21 protein-coding genes are annotated in these 12614 nt (G+C 56.5%); 7 read left to right on the forward strand and 14 right to left on the reverse strand.

The window, feature by feature from the left end; translation table 11 throughout:
* Positions 1 to 105 precede the first annotated feature (105 nt).
* The 6 genes from AZH53_RS00330 (at position 106) to AZH53_RS00355 (ending at position 4247) form a co-directional block, all read left to right on the forward strand.
* A complete protein-coding gene (locus AZH53_RS00330) occupies positions 106 to 348 on the forward strand; it encodes a sulfurtransferase TusA family protein (protein ID WP_319641566.1) in 243 nt (80 codons plus the stop codon).
* A complete protein-coding gene (locus AZH53_RS00335; protein WP_319641567.1) occupies positions 349 to 708 on the forward strand; it encodes a DsrE family protein in 360 nt (119 codons plus the stop codon). It abuts the gene before it with no gap.
* A gap of 13 nt (positions 709 to 721) precedes the next feature.
* Positions 722 to 1870 carry a cysteine desulfurase family protein gene (locus tag AZH53_RS00340; protein WP_319641568.1) on the forward strand — a complete coding sequence of 383 codons (1149 nt, stop codon included), beginning with the start codon at positions 722 to 724 and terminating at the stop codon, positions 1868 to 1870.
* A 13-nt stretch (positions 1871 to 1883) separates the two neighbouring features.
* A complete protein-coding gene (gene nifU / locus AZH53_RS00345; RefSeq protein ID WP_319641569.1) occupies positions 1884 to 2309 on the forward strand; it encodes a Fe-S cluster assembly scaffold protein NifU in 426 nt (141 codons plus the stop codon).
* 383 nt (positions 2310 to 2692) lie between these two features.
* Positions 2693 to 3454, forward strand: a complete 762-nt coding sequence (locus AZH53_RS00350; RefSeq protein WP_319641570.1) for a hypothetical protein — start codon at positions 2693 to 2695, stop codon at positions 3452 to 3454.
* Positions 3455 to 3728: 274 nt separating this feature from the next.
* On the forward strand, positions 3729 to 4247 hold the full coding sequence (locus AZH53_RS00355; protein ID WP_319641571.1) for a flavodoxin domain-containing protein: 519 nt from the start codon (positions 3729 to 3731) through the stop codon (positions 4245 to 4247).
* Between the two features lie 152 nt (positions 4248 to 4399).
* Here the strand turns inward: AZH53_RS00355 and AZH53_RS00360 are convergent, their stop codons facing one another.
* The 14 genes from AZH53_RS00360 to AZH53_RS00425 all read right to left on the reverse strand — a co-directional run bounded on the left by AZH53_RS00360 (position 4400) and on the right by AZH53_RS00425 (position 11478).
* Complete coding sequence (locus AZH53_RS00360) at positions 4400 to 4669, reverse strand: RNA recognition motif domain-containing protein (RefSeq protein ID WP_319641572.1); 270 nt, start codon at positions 4667 to 4669, stop codon at positions 4400 to 4402.
* Positions 4670 to 4814: 145 nt separating this feature from the next.
* On the reverse strand, positions 4815 to 5066 hold the full coding sequence (locus AZH53_RS00365; RefSeq protein ID WP_319641573.1) for a DUF504 domain-containing protein: 252 nt from the start codon (positions 5064 to 5066) through the stop codon (positions 4815 to 4817).
* A gap of 176 nt (positions 5067 to 5242) precedes the next feature.
* Positions 5243 to 5497: a hypothetical protein gene (locus AZH53_RS00370; RefSeq protein ID WP_319643609.1), complete on the reverse strand. Its 255-nt coding sequence runs from the start codon at positions 5495 to 5497 to the stop codon at positions 5243 to 5245.
* A gap of 55 nt (positions 5498 to 5552) precedes the next feature.
* The gene (locus AZH53_RS00375) at positions 5553 to 5894 is read right to left on the reverse strand and encodes a hypothetical protein (RefSeq protein ID WP_319641574.1); all 342 of its coding nucleotides are present in this window, start codon (positions 5892 to 5894) and stop codon (positions 5553 to 5555) included.
* Positions 5891 to 6115 (reverse strand): hypothetical protein, encoded by a 225-nt coding sequence (locus AZH53_RS00380; RefSeq protein WP_319641575.1) that lies wholly within the window; start codon positions 6113 to 6115, stop codon positions 5891 to 5893. Before AZH53_RS00380 ends, AZH53_RS00375 begins: the two co-directional genes overlap by 4 nt.
* Entirely contained in the window at positions 6112 to 6429 is a 318-nt protein-coding gene (locus AZH53_RS00385; protein WP_319641576.1) for a hypothetical protein, read from the reverse strand. The genes AZH53_RS00380 and AZH53_RS00385 overlap by 4 nt, the downstream gene beginning before the upstream one ends.
* 5 nt (positions 6430 to 6434) lie before the next feature.
* On the reverse strand, positions 6435 to 6836 hold the full coding sequence (locus tag AZH53_RS00390) for a hypothetical protein (RefSeq protein WP_319641577.1): 402 nt from the start codon (positions 6834 to 6836) through the stop codon (positions 6435 to 6437).
* A 15-nt stretch (positions 6837 to 6851) separates the two neighbouring features.
* A complete protein-coding gene (locus AZH53_RS00395; protein WP_319641578.1) occupies positions 6852 to 7274 on the reverse strand; it encodes a hypothetical protein in 423 nt (140 codons plus the stop codon).
* A gap of 496 nt (positions 7275 to 7770) precedes the next feature.
* Complete coding sequence (locus tag AZH53_RS00400) at positions 7771 to 8340, reverse strand: hypothetical protein (protein WP_319641579.1); 570 nt, start codon at positions 8338 to 8340, stop codon at positions 7771 to 7773.
* Positions 8341 to 8470: 130 nt separating this feature from the next.
* On the reverse strand, positions 8471 to 9796 hold the full coding sequence (locus AZH53_RS00405; protein WP_319641580.1) for a cation:proton antiporter: 1326 nt from the start codon (positions 9794 to 9796) through the stop codon (positions 8471 to 8473).
* Between the two features lie 117 nt (positions 9797 to 9913).
* Entirely contained in the window at positions 9914 to 10129 is a 216-nt protein-coding gene (locus AZH53_RS00410) for a hypothetical protein (protein ID WP_319641581.1), read from the reverse strand.
* 92 nt (positions 10130 to 10221) lie between these two features.
* Positions 10222 to 10395, reverse strand: coding sequence for a hypothetical protein (locus tag AZH53_RS00415; RefSeq protein WP_319641582.1), 174 nt, complete (start codon positions 10393 to 10395; stop codon positions 10222 to 10224).
* Between the two features lie 124 nt (positions 10396 to 10519).
* Entirely contained in the window at positions 10520 to 10687 is a 168-nt protein-coding gene (locus AZH53_RS00420) for a hypothetical protein (protein ID WP_319641583.1), read from the reverse strand.
* Positions 10688 to 10788: 101 nt separating this feature from the next.
* On the reverse strand, positions 10789 to 11478 hold the full coding sequence (locus AZH53_RS00425; RefSeq protein WP_319641584.1) for an aspartate/glutamate racemase family protein: 690 nt from the start codon (positions 11476 to 11478) through the stop codon (positions 10789 to 10791).
* A 125-nt stretch (positions 11479 to 11603) separates the two neighbouring features.
* Between AZH53_RS00425 and AZH53_RS00430 the strand changes: the two genes are divergently transcribed.
* Positions 11604 to 12422, forward strand: a complete 819-nt coding sequence (locus tag AZH53_RS00430) for an ABC transporter ATP-binding protein (RefSeq protein WP_319641585.1) — start codon at positions 11604 to 11606, stop codon at positions 12420 to 12422.
* The last annotated feature ends 192 nt before the right edge of the window (positions 12423 to 12614 follow it).

Consider the following 12614-nt stretch of genomic DNA (forward strand, 5'->3'; position numbering starts at 1 on the left):
CCATCGCGGGCGTCATTAGCTTTTTATATTCCCCCGGAAATAGGGAGGACTGTCACCCGATATCGTCACGGATACCCGGTGTTTTGAGAGGAGGGCATTTCATCAATGACTGCTGAACCAGAGGCCGACGCCGAACTAGACTGTATCGGCATGTTCTGCCCGATGCCGATTGCCATGACCAGGGAGGAGATTGAAAAGATTGCCCCCGGGCAGGTGCTGAAGGTCGAGGCAGACGACCCGGCGGCCGAGGAGGACATCCTCCGGTGGGCACGGCGTACCGGGCATGAGATTGTGAAATTTGAGAAGGAGGAGGGAATTATGACCTTCTATATCAGGAGGAAGACGTAAATGGGGAAGATATTGTATGTGCAGACCAGCGGCACCGATACGCCGGAGCGGTTGTACGGACCGTTCATCCTCGGGGCGACGGCGGTGGCCATGGACGTCTCGGCATGTATTTTTTTCATGATCAAGGGCATCACGGTCATGAAAAAAGGTGAGGCGGAGAAGATCCGTATGGGGTCTTTTCCACCACTCCGTGAAGTGATTGATCAGGCGGCGGCAGCCGGGGTGGATTTTTATGTCTGCGAACAGAGCACCCGGCTTCTGGGGATGGAACGGGGAGACTTCATTGAGGGAGTTCGAATCGCAGGAGCGGCGACCCTGAATGACCTCGCCCTTGAGGCGGACGCGGTGATCTCATTCTAAAAGGGGGAGAGGGATGATATATCTGGACCATAGCTCCGCCATGCCGGTCGACGAGAGGGTGGCTGCCTTTGCCTCTCCCTATCTGATGCAGCACTATGGCAATCCGTCCTCCCTGCACACGCGGGGGCTGGTGGCGAAGCGTGTGCTGGAGGAGGCACGGGGGAAGGTGGCAAAGCTTATCAATGCGGAGTCTCCGGAGACGATTCTCTTTACCAGCTGTGCCACCGAGTCGAACAACCTGGCCATCCGGGGGACGGCACTCCGGAACAATAAAGCGGGGATGAGGGTGGTCTCGTCGGCCGTCGAGCATATCTCGGTCATAAACCCGATGAAAGAGCTTCAAAAGCAGGGATATGCGTATGATGTTGTTCCGGTCAGTCCCGAAGGGTATGTGGATCTGGACATGCTGGCAGAGATGGTGACGAAGGATACGGTCGTTACATCGGTCAATTATGCGAATGACGAGATTGGCACGATCGAACGGATACGCGACGTCAGTCGCATCGTTCATGAAGAGGGTCGGTATCTCCATGTCAATGCGACGGCGGCAGCGGGACGAATCCCCGTGGATGTGCAGGCGGACGGGATCGATCTTCTGACACTGTCCTCCAACGACATGTACGGCCCGCGGGGCGCCGCCGCCCTGTATGTCAGAAAAGGGGTGAAGCTCCAGACGCTTCTTCCCGGCGGCGGGCAGGAACGGGGGATTCGCTCCGGGACGGAGAACCTCTTCGCCATCGCCGGTATGGGGGAGGCGGCGATGATTGCCGGCCGGGAGATGGGCGCCGAAGGACGCCGCCTCCATGAAATCGCTGGTGCATACCTGAAGGATATACTGATGATCGAGGACGCCCACCTGACCGGCCCCGCGACGGGGCGACTCCCCGGCCACCTGAGTTTTCGGTTTGGCAGGATCGAGGGGGAGAGTATCCTCCTCAACCTCGATACGGCTTTTGGCATCCAGGTGACGACGGGCTCGGCATGTTCGTCCCGGACGCTGGAACCGTCCCATGTCCTCCTTGCCATCGGCCTGAAGCACGAGGAGGCGCACGGCTCGATGATCATGATGATGGGGCGGTCGAATACGACAGAGGAGGTTCCCTATGTGGTTGATGCCGTCAGAAAGACTGTTGAACGTCTGCGGATGATAACCGCGATGTAAGGAGTGGGTAAAAATGGAAGATGTTCCCCAGATTGGATACTCGGAGAAGGTGATGGACCACTTCATGAACCCCAGGAATGTCGGGAGTGTCGAAAACCCCGACGGCGTAGGCAGGGTCGGCAACCCCGTCTGCGGGGATCTCATGGAAGTGAGCATAAAAGTGGAGGACGGCATCCTGACGGATGTGAAGTTCAAAACGTTTGGCTGCGGGTCGGCGATTGCGACGGCCAGCATGGTCACCGAGCTTGCGAAGGGCAAGACACTCGACGAAGCGGATAAAATAACGAGGCAGGATGTGGCCGACGAACTCGAAGGGCTCCCGCCGCGAAAGATGCACTGTTCGAACCTTGCGGCAGATGCCCTGCACAAGGCGATTGAGGACTATCGCGAGCGGCATGGCGAGGGGAAGGAGAAGGCAGAGGAAGCGGCGGCGGAGTAGAAACCCCGCTGCAATGGTACCGAAAGTGCCGAAAGGGAGCGGACCCCTGTTCACAGTGAGCCAACCGCTCAAGTGATCATACTCAGGACGATGTTCAGACGAAAAGGGTGTCCCTGTCTGACAATCAACGCGCGACCACATGGGTTGAGGATCAGGGTTCTGCCTCACCGGGAAAAATGTTTTTTTTGGGGTTTTCGTTGGAAGGGTCAGGATTGAACACTAATGGGTGTAGAATAGGAAATGACCTTTCCTCCAGACCATGAATAAACCGGATTTGGTTTCAAAATATCATTGTGGTATTTATTTGTTTCTATTTCTCAACATCCTTAAGTAATAGAAAGACGACGCTTAACCGTCCCTCAAATTGGGGGGGGGATTGAAGAATGAAAAAACTATTTGTTGTAGCATTAGTACTGCTGGTTGCCGTTGGTATGACGGTGACGGCGGTAAGTGCGGCTCCGAAAGGAATTGACATCAACGGAGAGCACTACAACCTGAACATCCACTTCAAGAAGAATCTCAAAGAAGAGTGGAGCGCAAGTAGCACAGACAGACACACCATCTTCCTGCCGTACATCACGCCTGAAGAATCCATCTACTTGGATGGTTGCATTGACTTTGACGGTGATGGTGTCATTGATAACTATGATGACGCGACAGAGTCCTGTATTCCCATGTACATCGATGGTGTGAAGATGGTGATCTCACAGGGAGAAGAATGGGCCGTCCTTGATGCCAACGGTGGTGACGGAGTCTGCGAACTTCAGTTGCCGGAAGGTAAATACAAGGTATTTGTCGTTGCACGGGGAAAACCCGGTGGTTATACCGACATCGATGGCTGGGTCTATTATGACGGTTACACCGAGGAATATGGCGAAGACACCTATTTCTTTGATCTTGGCGATGTCCGTGTAACAAAGAAAACAGAATGGGATGAAATTACTGACCTGTTCTATATAGAACCCAAACAGGACACCTATGGAGTTTTTGCTGACGAATTCTCACCATTCTATGAACAAAGCTCAGCATGGGTATTTGATTATCTCAACTATCTGTATGATGAGTATGAAGCGGATGGTGGATACTTCTGGCAGATCGTCAATGGCGGAAACAAACTGGTGAAAGTCAGGTTCTACCCGGTTTAATCAGAAACTCCTATTTTTCTTATTTTTCAAAATTAGGTTTCATATTGAGGATATGGCTATCTCGATTTATTGGATTTAGATCATCTTTTACCCAATCCTCAGACTTGTTGAAGAGACCACGGGATGAGTCCTGTTGTTAATGCCATGTAATCCTCTGGAATGAGTGCCGGAATAAATTGCATTGATGTGACTGGAATGTCTTCAAAAAATTAAGGTTCTCTTTAAATTCAAAATTCTCCGATCCCTTTATCCCTCCACACACGCATCCTCTCCCATGACAACCAGGGTACTGGTCGTATACGCGAGCCGCTACGGCTCGACGATGGAGGTGGCGGAGGCCGTCGGGGATATGCTCGGTGACCGGGGGGCCGATGTGGAGGTCGGCGTCCTCGCCGCAAAGGAGGCGACAACCTCGGGCGTGGACATTGGGTCGTACGGATTGGTCGTTGTCGGGAGCCCCGTCTACGCAGGCAAATGGCTGGGCGATGCAATCGACTTTGTAAAGAAGCATGCCGATGCCCTGCGGGAGGTGCCGGTTGCCATCTTTTCGGTGGGCCTGACGATGAAGGAGGATACGCCGGAGAACCGGGCGACGATGGCGGAGGCCACGAAAGGTATCACCGACATAATTTCACCCGTTGCCACCGGGATGTTTGCGGGAAAACTGGACACCAAGGTCCTCAACCTTCCGATGCGGATGATCATCAAGGCAATGAAGTCGCCCGAAGGGGACTTCCGGAACTGGGACGCGATACGGGAGTGGGCCGAAGGCCTGCCTCTGCCTGCGGCGTAGGCAGGCGTTTTGGTAGAGGAAGGATGATCTTCGCTTACTTGTGCCGCTGAAAAAAATGGATTCCGGTCACTTCGGCATGGGGCACCGTACGTGAATCGACCGGTCCGTCTCCCCCCGCAAAACGGGCCGCCTGAATTGCCGGGCTTCGGCCTTCAGATAATGGACTCGGGATGCCGCTCCCCGCTCAGGAAGACCGGGCGGGCGTCTTCGACCCTGAGGGTCCGCCCCCCGAATTCCTTTCCTGCCATCACTTCACGCGCCCGCTCGGCTCCTTCAAGGGTTTCGTAGGTAACAAATCCGAATCCGTCGGCCGCGTGCATCTCGATATCCGTGATCGTGCCAAATTCCGAAAACAGTTCCTTCAGGTCATCCTCACTGACCGAATGGCTGAGATTTCCGACATAGAGTTTATGACTCTCCACTACTGGCGCCTCCTGATACTGCGTAAGATGCCGCTCCTCCCCAATGAATCTTTGGTCACTGCGGGTTGGAAGGTTTCCCTGTCCGGGTCTGCCGCCTGCCAGCAAATCGCGGTGCGCAGCACTCTCCTGTATGCCCGCAATCCGATCATGCAGGACGTTCCCAGACCGGGATGCCCTTGTAGAGGATCCTGAGGATGCGGTGGTAGGGGATGGGGGTATCCTCTCCCGTCCCGGATGCCACCGTAAAGTAGTCCCGGTCGAGGCCGGCGATGATCCCGCCGGCGACGGACGACCGGTCGCCCGGAGCCCCGCGGTTGACATACTCAACCGTCACCTGTCCGAAATCGAATGCTGCATCATGCCACATGCGCAGGAGAAGGGCGTGGCTGGTACGCATGGAGGAAGGATTGCGGCAATGCTATTTTGTTTTTGTGGCAGTCGGTCCCTTTGTGCTCCGGCATCCGAAGGGGCTTTCACAGTGCCTGATTCCGGGGACGGCCCCCCCATAGTTAAGCTTCTCTTCTTCTCGAAGCAGTGGACCGCCTCCAGGTTCTCTCTCTAAAAAAAAGGTTCTTATCCCTCTTTGAGCATTGATTCTTCCTTCACTCCCGCCCGGGGCGGGGCCGTCGCCATGGTATGCAGCCGGATGATGCCGTGGCAGGAGTTGCAGACATAGTACTGCTCCGTCCAGCATGAAGGACAGGACCATCTGCCGCAGAGGCTGCACTGCTTCATATCCGTGAGGGGAAACGAGTCATTGCAGAGATCGCAGAAATACCGTGAGAAGGTCGAGGGATCCTTCTGTGGCGGCTGCCCCTGTTTTCGCATCACCGGAATATTTCCCCTGAGGCGGGCATAGAAATTTTCCGGCGATTCTGATGGCTCATTCGCCGCATATCTGCTTCTCGAGAACATTGATGCGTTCCTCCAGTCCGGCAAGGGTGGTGTTCATCTCTTCTTCAAACGTTCTCAGGGCGGTCACCTTCTCTTCGCCCGCCGCAAGGGCCTTCTCCTTGTTTGCGCAGAAGGATTTGACCTGGTACCGGTCCATCAGGGACCATTCGGCGACCATCATCTCGAAATGCCGGTCGAGGTACTCGTCCACCCTGCTCTCCATCGGGCGTGTGATGGCCACATGACCACCGGTCCCCCGGAAGTAGTAATACAGTATGAATGCGGCAATGATGATGAGAATGATGAGAAGAGCAATCTCTAGCCCCGTCATTTCTTCGCCTCCCTGCACCGGGCAAGCCGCTGCTCCAGTACGGTAAGACGGGCAGCAGCGCCCCTTTCAAAGGCGCTGAGCTCCCGTATTTCTCCCTCGACAAACCCGAGGCGCTCGGTGAAATCCCCGAAATCCCTCCTGGTGCCAAGGTTCCACTCCTCGATGATGTCTTTCATGCGGCGGTCAAAGTAGGTGTTCATGTAATTGTCAATACCGCTCATTGTTTCTCTACCTCCTCCTCAAGCCCACGCAATTCCTCGTCCACTGCCCGGGCCCGGGTCTGGAGGGCGGCCCTCCCCTTTTCGAGGACCTGGATGTCCAGGCTGACCATGTCCAGTCGACGTTCAAGCTGTTCCAGCATGCTGAGGGTGACAAATCCCCATTCCTCAATGAGGCCTGGCATGTATTCATCGAAGTAGCGGTCCATTCGCTTGTCAAGCGTTGGCATTCTCGAATCGATGGTGCCGGGAATCGAGGTCAGGGTCTCGGAAAATGAATGTTTCCGTTTCGTTTCCGGAATCTCTGTCTCATACATCTCTATCACCGGATCTTCCTCTCGTCTTCTTTTATCTTCTCGACCATGTGGTCGAGCTTGGTGCTCTTCACCATATTTTCCAGCCGTTGAATTCTCTTCTCAACGGCACTCTGCTTGGCAAAGATGTCCGTTTCCAGCCGGATGTTCTCTTCATCAAGTTTGTTTATCTCTTCCAGCCGTTCAGGTGGAATCCTGAAAAACGGCTGCCCCCGGTGGGCGTACTCCAGCGTCATCAGTTTGAGTTTCTCCTTTTCCAGTTCGATCTCCGCAAGGCGCGGGGTCACTCTCCCCTCCTGTATCACCCGGATGATGTAATAGACGATGATGAGCCCGATAAAGAGGAGAACCGCCCAAAGAACCGGCTGAAACCACTCCCACCATGCCGGATAGACATACTCTACGGCCATTATGGATGACTCCCTTTAGAGTTCCTTCTCGCCCGGTCCGGGCCTGATCTTCTCGCCGATGTCTTTTACCCCCTCCTCGATGGACTTTCCTGCCCTGCCCGCCCCTTCCTGGACGGCCTTTCCGGTGGCGCCCGCCTTCTTTGTAATCACCTCGGTGAGAGGGATTTTTCTCTGGACGATGACGCTATCCCCCTCGGCGATGCCGAGCCTGGCAATATCCTCAGCGCTCATCCGTATGACGTCCTCCTCGACCATTGCGTCGGCATAAGCAGAGAGGACCAGGGGTTTGGGGTGTTCTTCTTCTTCAAGAGGATATCTCTGGATTTCGATATTTTCCCCCACCTCTACGCCAAGTTTTGTTATCACCGATTCATGTAGCCTGGCGCGTCCGCGGCTGGGGACGGCCCGTGTCTTCACTTTCAAATATATTCCTTCCATAGTAGGGACGGAATCGGTGACATGGTATTTATATATTGTGCTGAAAAGAACGACGTAGAATTAATATTTTTTTTCATTATTAAAATCTGTATGACCCCCTGCCTTCCTCTCTTCCGCATTCCTGTGGTGGGTGCCGGGATTCATGGCAAAGATGAGGAATCAGCCTGGTGCTATGACTGCTGATGGCTCAAAACGGTGATTATCCTCCCTCCTGTCCCCGAATATCAGGATTTTCTCCTCCGGTGCATCACCCGGAATAATTTCCGGAGTGTACCCCGCGACAAGGGTGGCCGCGACACCCGGAAGGGTACATCTTCCACGCTGTTTCAGCCGACTGTTCAGGGGCCGGAAACATCGATGTTGGAGATGAAGGGGGCGCTGAGGCGACGACACTACCTGACTGCCCGAAGAGGTCCCCCCAAGGAGAACGGCCGGGGGATGGCGATGACCTCCCTATGTCGGGGCCAAAGATCGAACACCCCCCGGTAGATCCGCATCAGTATCCCTTCATTGATATCGGAATCCGGGATATCTTCTCATAGAGCCTTCTCCTTCTCGCGATGCCGCGGAAATCATACAGGAAGTGTTCATACGTATCCCAGATGGTTACCCAGTTCATGATGGTGATGAAGGCACCGATGAGAAATATCGGGGGCGATTCAATCGGGATGTCGTATACGGTGATGATGGAGATAAAAAGCAGGGCGATGAGAGCGTTGCCGATTGCGATGCAGAGGCTGTAGATTCCTTCCCGGCGGGAAATTCGCTGTTCATGGATGATGTCCCCGATACCGAGGGCAAAATGCTGCCGAATGGCTTCCGGAATGAGCGTGCTGCCATCGGGTGGCATTTCCGCAGCCGGAAGAGAGATGATCATTTCCACCGGGGCCGGTATCCTGAACTCATTCAGGTACCCGGCAAGTGTCTCCTCAGCATGCCCGGTCAGTCCGGTTTCGGGCAGCGGTGCCGGGTCATCCGGGTCGAAGAGCACGGAAATGCTTCTGAATGTGAATAAAAGTAGTGCCCCCTCATCGCCATTGCCCCTCTCGACTGCGATTGCTCTCACAGATGTCCCGATGACTGGATGATCCTGTCAGTATATAGGTCTGTGTATGCGGGGGGAGGAATGAGACGTCCTTCGTTTACTCCGGTCCCCTTCCCGACTGTCCGGGACAGTCATTTTCTTCCGGCTGTCCTCAGTCCTTCTCTCGTCTGTTTCCCAGCCGGCCCACATCCGCAAATATCTCCGAGAGGTCCCTCCCCAGCTTCGCGGGCAGCTCAAGGACGGCCTCATATTCAGGGGAGTCCTCCCGAAATGTCTCCGCATGCCGCGAATAGCGGGCGATACCCGGACCGGTGGACATTCCGTGGGCAAAGACGCTCAGGATGACGGTGGTAATGGCGGCCGCGGTGATGGTCTCCATCCCGGGATATCCCTCCATCTCCTCCATCACCGTAAACAGCAGGACAATGGAAGCAAGTCCCCGGGGGCCGAACCATCCAAGGAAGAGAACGGTGTTTCTCTTCAGACCCGTGCCGATCATGGCAATGGCGACCGGCAGAAAACGAATGATCGTCAGACTCAGCACAGCATAGGCGGCAATCCTCATGCTGAAGTGGTCCACCAGCAGGGAAGACCCGACGCCGAGAGTAAAAAATACCAGGTGGCCGAGGATCCTCCCCTGTGCCGTGGTAAAATCAACGAGTGTGGTGATGAGGCGCTGATGGCGGGTTCCGATCGCAAGTCCGGCAATGAATGCAGCGATAAACCCGGAAGACCCGAGGATATCCGCGAGAATCCAGGCGGTGATGGCGAGTGCCATCAGGGAGATCCATGTGTACGTGCCTTCCATCCACCGTTTCTCCTCGGCCCGGTCGATGATCCATCCTCCCGCAAGCCCGACGGCGATCCCCACGCACACGGCGAGGATGATCTGAACGGCAGCTGAGACGATCCAGTACCCCGCTGAATAGGCCTCTGCACCGACGATGGTGATGGTGACAAGAATGGTAAGCACGGGGATCACCGCACCGTCATTCAGCCCCGCCTCCACATTCAGGGCCTGACGAATTCTCAGGGGCACCTTCCTGTTGGTGACGATGGCCTCCCCGAGTGCTGCATCGGTAGGAGCAAGAAGGGTGGCCAGAATTCCTGCCCCGACGAAGCCAAGCCTGGGAAAAACAACGATTGCTGCGATGAGTCCTGTGAGGATTGTGAGGGGAAGTCCAATTCCAAGGAGCCTCGGGGGGAGCGTGCCGCTGTCCTTTACCCCCCGCATCCCGATACGTGAGGCATCGGAGAAGAGGGTGAAGACGAGTGCAATCTCGGCGATGAGGAGGATGAAACCGCTCTCTGTCTGAAAGGAGATGATATCTGCACCTGCCGGCCCCAGAAGGAGACCTGCGGTGAGAAACACCATGGGTGCGGTGATCGGCGTTGCCTCTATCCGCCGGGATATACAGCTGAAGAGGAAGAGAATCACGGTAAACAGAGCCAGATAAATAATTATTCCCTCTATCATTGCTTGATCACCTTCAGGCACCGCCCCCCATCCTCCTCTCCACCATCGACAGAGTGTCGATACGAGGAAATGAAGGGTATTGGAATGGCTCTCGGTAGTGACAGGAGGGTATCTTCCCTAATATATCTTCAGATCTTCAGTCCGCCCGTCCCGTCCCGGCCGCCGCCCCATATCTACCTGGTGCCGGATGGACCACCAGTGGGTATGGACGAATACGGCGCCTGCCGCCGTCGCCGCCCGTCTCGCGCCGGTGTACGGGAACGACCCGGCGGCAGCCCTCACCGCCGCCTGTGCCGCGGTCTGCGGGTGCCCCACCCATCCGGGGGCGGTCATTGCCCCCTATCGTGCCCGGTGCCCGGTCACCCTCCATGAACCGTGGCGGAAGACCTGGGAACAAACGCGATCTCCGGGAAAAAGAGAGAGGACTATCCTTTTTGGTTGATTGAGGAGAGTGCGATGTGGCACTCGCTGATACAGCCGTGGCTTGCAAAGACTTCGCGGATCTCCCTGCAGACCCGCTCACAAAGGATCTCAGCGTCGCACTGCTGGTCGGTGGCAAGCTCGATAAAACCGGAAAATTCTGCGTGGAACGTCTTCATGCCATGATACCTCTGAAAAATTGTTGAGCCGAGTGGGGCATGAAAGCACCGGAGCTGACAATAATAGCGGCGTGGCCGGCAGGTTCCTGTTCGAAAAGCCGTCCTCCTTCTGCCTTCAGGAAGCTCACATGTCGTCCGTCCGATGGCACCGGAGACATGCGTCGATCTCCTCGTCGATCGTCCAGCACCCTGCCTGCTGGATCACACCGGTCACAAAACAGACGAGAAAGGAGATGGCGAGTGCCACATCGACGAGATATTTCTGTCGTACCGCTCCGGAGAGTGCTGCCATAGCAATCCCTTGATGGGAAGGCACGATAGCGTTTATGCAACCCGGTCGTGGGGGGCCGTTTGCGGGCTAAAAAAATTCGGCCCTCATGTAAAGAGGGAACGTTATTCGAGTGCCTTTTTCAGTGCCGCCCGGGCGAGGAGACGGGTGGAATCGAGCACCGGGAGCGGGCAGTCGTCCGGGTTGACGAGGAGCGGGATCTCCGTGCACCCGAGGACGACGGCATCGCACCCGCTGTCTTTGAGCTTCCGGATAACGTCGTTGAAGTAGAGCCGGGACTCCTCGGTGAAGATGCCGTTGACGAGTTGCGTGAAGATGATGGTGTCGATGCGTTCCCGGTCCGCTTCGTCCGGAATTTCGCAGGCGATGCCGACCTCGGCGAGCCGCCGGGGATAGACCGGGCCGGTCATCAGGTACTTCGTCCCGGTGATCCCGAGTTTCGTGTACCCTTGCAGTTTCGCCTCATGGCCGACGGCGTCTGCAATGTGAATCCACGGAACGGGTGACGTCTCCGTGACCTTGTCGAATGCCTCATGGATGGTGTTGTCCGGGCAGATGAGAATCTCGGCCCCGATAGCGACCAGTTTCTCCGCGGTTCCCGTCATAAGGGATGCAACGCCGTCCCAGTCGCCGGAGCGGATGTATGGCATATACTCTCCCAGCGGGTAGGTGTGCATCGATACTTCGGGATGCATGTGCTCCCCCATGACCGCGGGCGCCTCGCCGCAGAGGGTGCGGTAACAGAGCGCGGCTCCCTCGGCGCTGCACGCAACGATTCCGACATGCTTTGGCATAGTGTCCTATTGTTGTGGATGAACCATCTTCATTCTTTTGCGGCATTGATGCAAACAACGGGAGAACGGGACGGAAACATTGATGCCTCCGGTACGAGAAGAGTGATCAACGGTTCGTGCCCGCCATGAAAACCACATCTCCTGATCTTTCCGGCCGGACGGCCCCGCCGCTCCTCGAATTCGACGACGTCACCGTGATAGTGGGCGGAAAACCGGTCCTCGATTCCCTTACGGTGCGAATCTGCGAGGGCGAACACATCGCCATCCTCGGCCCGAACGGTGCGGGCAAGTCGACCTTCATCAAGACCGTCACCCGCGAGTACTACCCCGCCTACCGCGAGGGCGGGGTGACGTTTCGCATCTGGGGAAAGGACGTGTGGCGAATTGCCGACCTGCGCTCGCTTCTGGGCATCGTCTCCGGCGACCTCCAGTTCCGCTTTGCCCGCGATATCACGGGCAGGGAGGCTGTCCTCTCGGGGTTCTTCTCCTCCATCGGGCTCTTCACCTACACCGTGACGCCTGCGATGGAAAAGAAGGCGGACGAGATTCTTCGGTTCCTCGAGTGTGAGCACCTGCGGGACCGGCCGATGACGGCGATGTCCACCGGAGAGGCACGCCGGATACTCATCGGACGGGCGCTCGTGCACGACCCCAAGGCGCTCATCCTCGATGAACCGACGACGAGCCTCGACCTCAGTGCCCTCCACACCTTCCGGGCGACGCTGCGAAGGATAGCGGGCACCGGGACGGGCATCATCATGGTCACCCACAACCTTCATGACATCATCCCGGAGATCTCCCGCGTCATTCTCATGAAGGACGGTCGGTTCGTTGCCGACGGCCCGAAGGAGGAGATCCTCACCGACGAGCGGATCGGCGGGCTCTTCGGGGTCCCGGTGCACATCCGCGAAGAGGGCGGCTGGTATTATGCGACGGGGTACTGACCGGGGTGATGGAGATGCGGACTCCGGGGATGCGGGATGCGGTGGAGAGGGCGTCAACGGGTGGGCATGGCGGTGAGGGGGTTTTGGATGTTTCAGCCGGAGAATGCGCACATTCCGGATTCCGGTAGCGACTTCTCTCTCGATTGCGTATGCGGGAATGGCCGCATGCCGCCTCCTGTGCATGTCCTGCCG

The organism is Methanovulcanius yangii (assembly GCF_018687785.1).
Taxonomy (GTDB): Archaea; Halobacteriota; Methanomicrobia; order Methanomicrobiales; family Methanomicrobiaceae; genus Methanovulcanius; species Methanovulcanius yangii.

Coding starts and splice junctions, on each gene's coding strand:
- AZH53_RS00330 (WP_319641566.1), top strand. CDS start 106: ATGACTGCTGAACCAGAGGCCGACGCCGAACTAGACTGTATCGGCATG.
- AZH53_RS00335 (WP_319641567.1), top strand. CDS start 349: ATGGGGAAGATATTGTATGTGCAGACCAGCGGCACCGATACGCCGGAG.
- AZH53_RS00340 (WP_319641568.1), top strand. CDS start 722: ATGATATATCTGGACCATAGCTCCGCCATGCCGGTCGACGAGAGGGTG.
- nifU (WP_319641569.1), top strand. CDS start 1,884: ATGGAAGATGTTCCCCAGATTGGATACTCGGAGAAGGTGATGGACCAC.
- AZH53_RS00350 (WP_319641570.1), top strand. CDS start 2,693: ATGAAAAAACTATTTGTTGTAGCATTAGTACTGCTGGTTGCCGTTGGT.
- AZH53_RS00355 (WP_319641571.1), top strand. CDS start 3,729: ATGACAACCAGGGTACTGGTCGTATACGCGAGCCGCTACGGCTCGACG.
- AZH53_RS00365 (WP_319641573.1), bottom strand. CDS start 5,066: ATGCGTACCAGCCACGCCCTTCTCCTGCGCATGTGGCATGATGCAGCA.
- AZH53_RS00370 (WP_319643609.1), bottom strand. CDS start 5,497: ATGCGAAAACAGGGGCAGCCGCCACAGAAGGATCCCTCGACCTTCTCA.
- AZH53_RS00375 (WP_319641574.1), bottom strand. CDS start 5,894: ATGACGGGGCTAGAGATTGCTCTTCTCATCATTCTCATCATCATTGCC.
- AZH53_RS00380 (WP_319641575.1), bottom strand. CDS start 6,115: ATGAGCGGTATTGACAATTACATGAACACCTACTTTGACCGCCGCATG.
- AZH53_RS00385 (WP_319641576.1), bottom strand. CDS start 6,429: ATGTATGAGACAGAGATTCCGGAAACGAAACGGAAACATTCATTTTCC.
- AZH53_RS00390 (WP_319641577.1), bottom strand. CDS start 6,836: ATGGCCGTAGAGTATGTCTATCCGGCATGGTGGGAGTGGTTTCAGCCG.
- AZH53_RS00395 (WP_319641578.1), bottom strand. CDS start 7,274: ATGGAAGGAATATATTTGAAAGTGAAGACACGGGCCGTCCCCAGCCGC.
- AZH53_RS00405 (WP_319641580.1), bottom strand. CDS start 9,796: ATGATAGAGGGAATAATTATTTATCTGGCTCTGTTTACCGTGATTCTC.
- AZH53_RS00410 (WP_319641581.1), bottom strand. CDS start 10,129: ATGACCGCCCCCGGATGGGTGGGGCACCCGCAGACCGCGGCACAGGCG.
- AZH53_RS00415 (WP_319641582.1), bottom strand. CDS start 10,395: ATGAAGACGTTCCACGCAGAATTTTCCGGTTTTATCGAGCTTGCCACC.
- AZH53_RS00420 (WP_319641583.1), bottom strand. CDS start 10,687: ATGGCAGCACTCTCCGGAGCGGTACGACAGAAATATCTCGTCGATGTG.
- AZH53_RS00425 (WP_319641584.1), bottom strand. CDS start 11,478: ATGCCAAAGCATGTCGGAATCGTTGCGTGCAGCGCCGAGGGAGCCGCG.
- AZH53_RS00430 (WP_319641585.1), top strand. CDS start 11,604: ATGAAAACCACATCTCCTGATCTTTCCGGCCGGACGGCCCCGCCGCTC.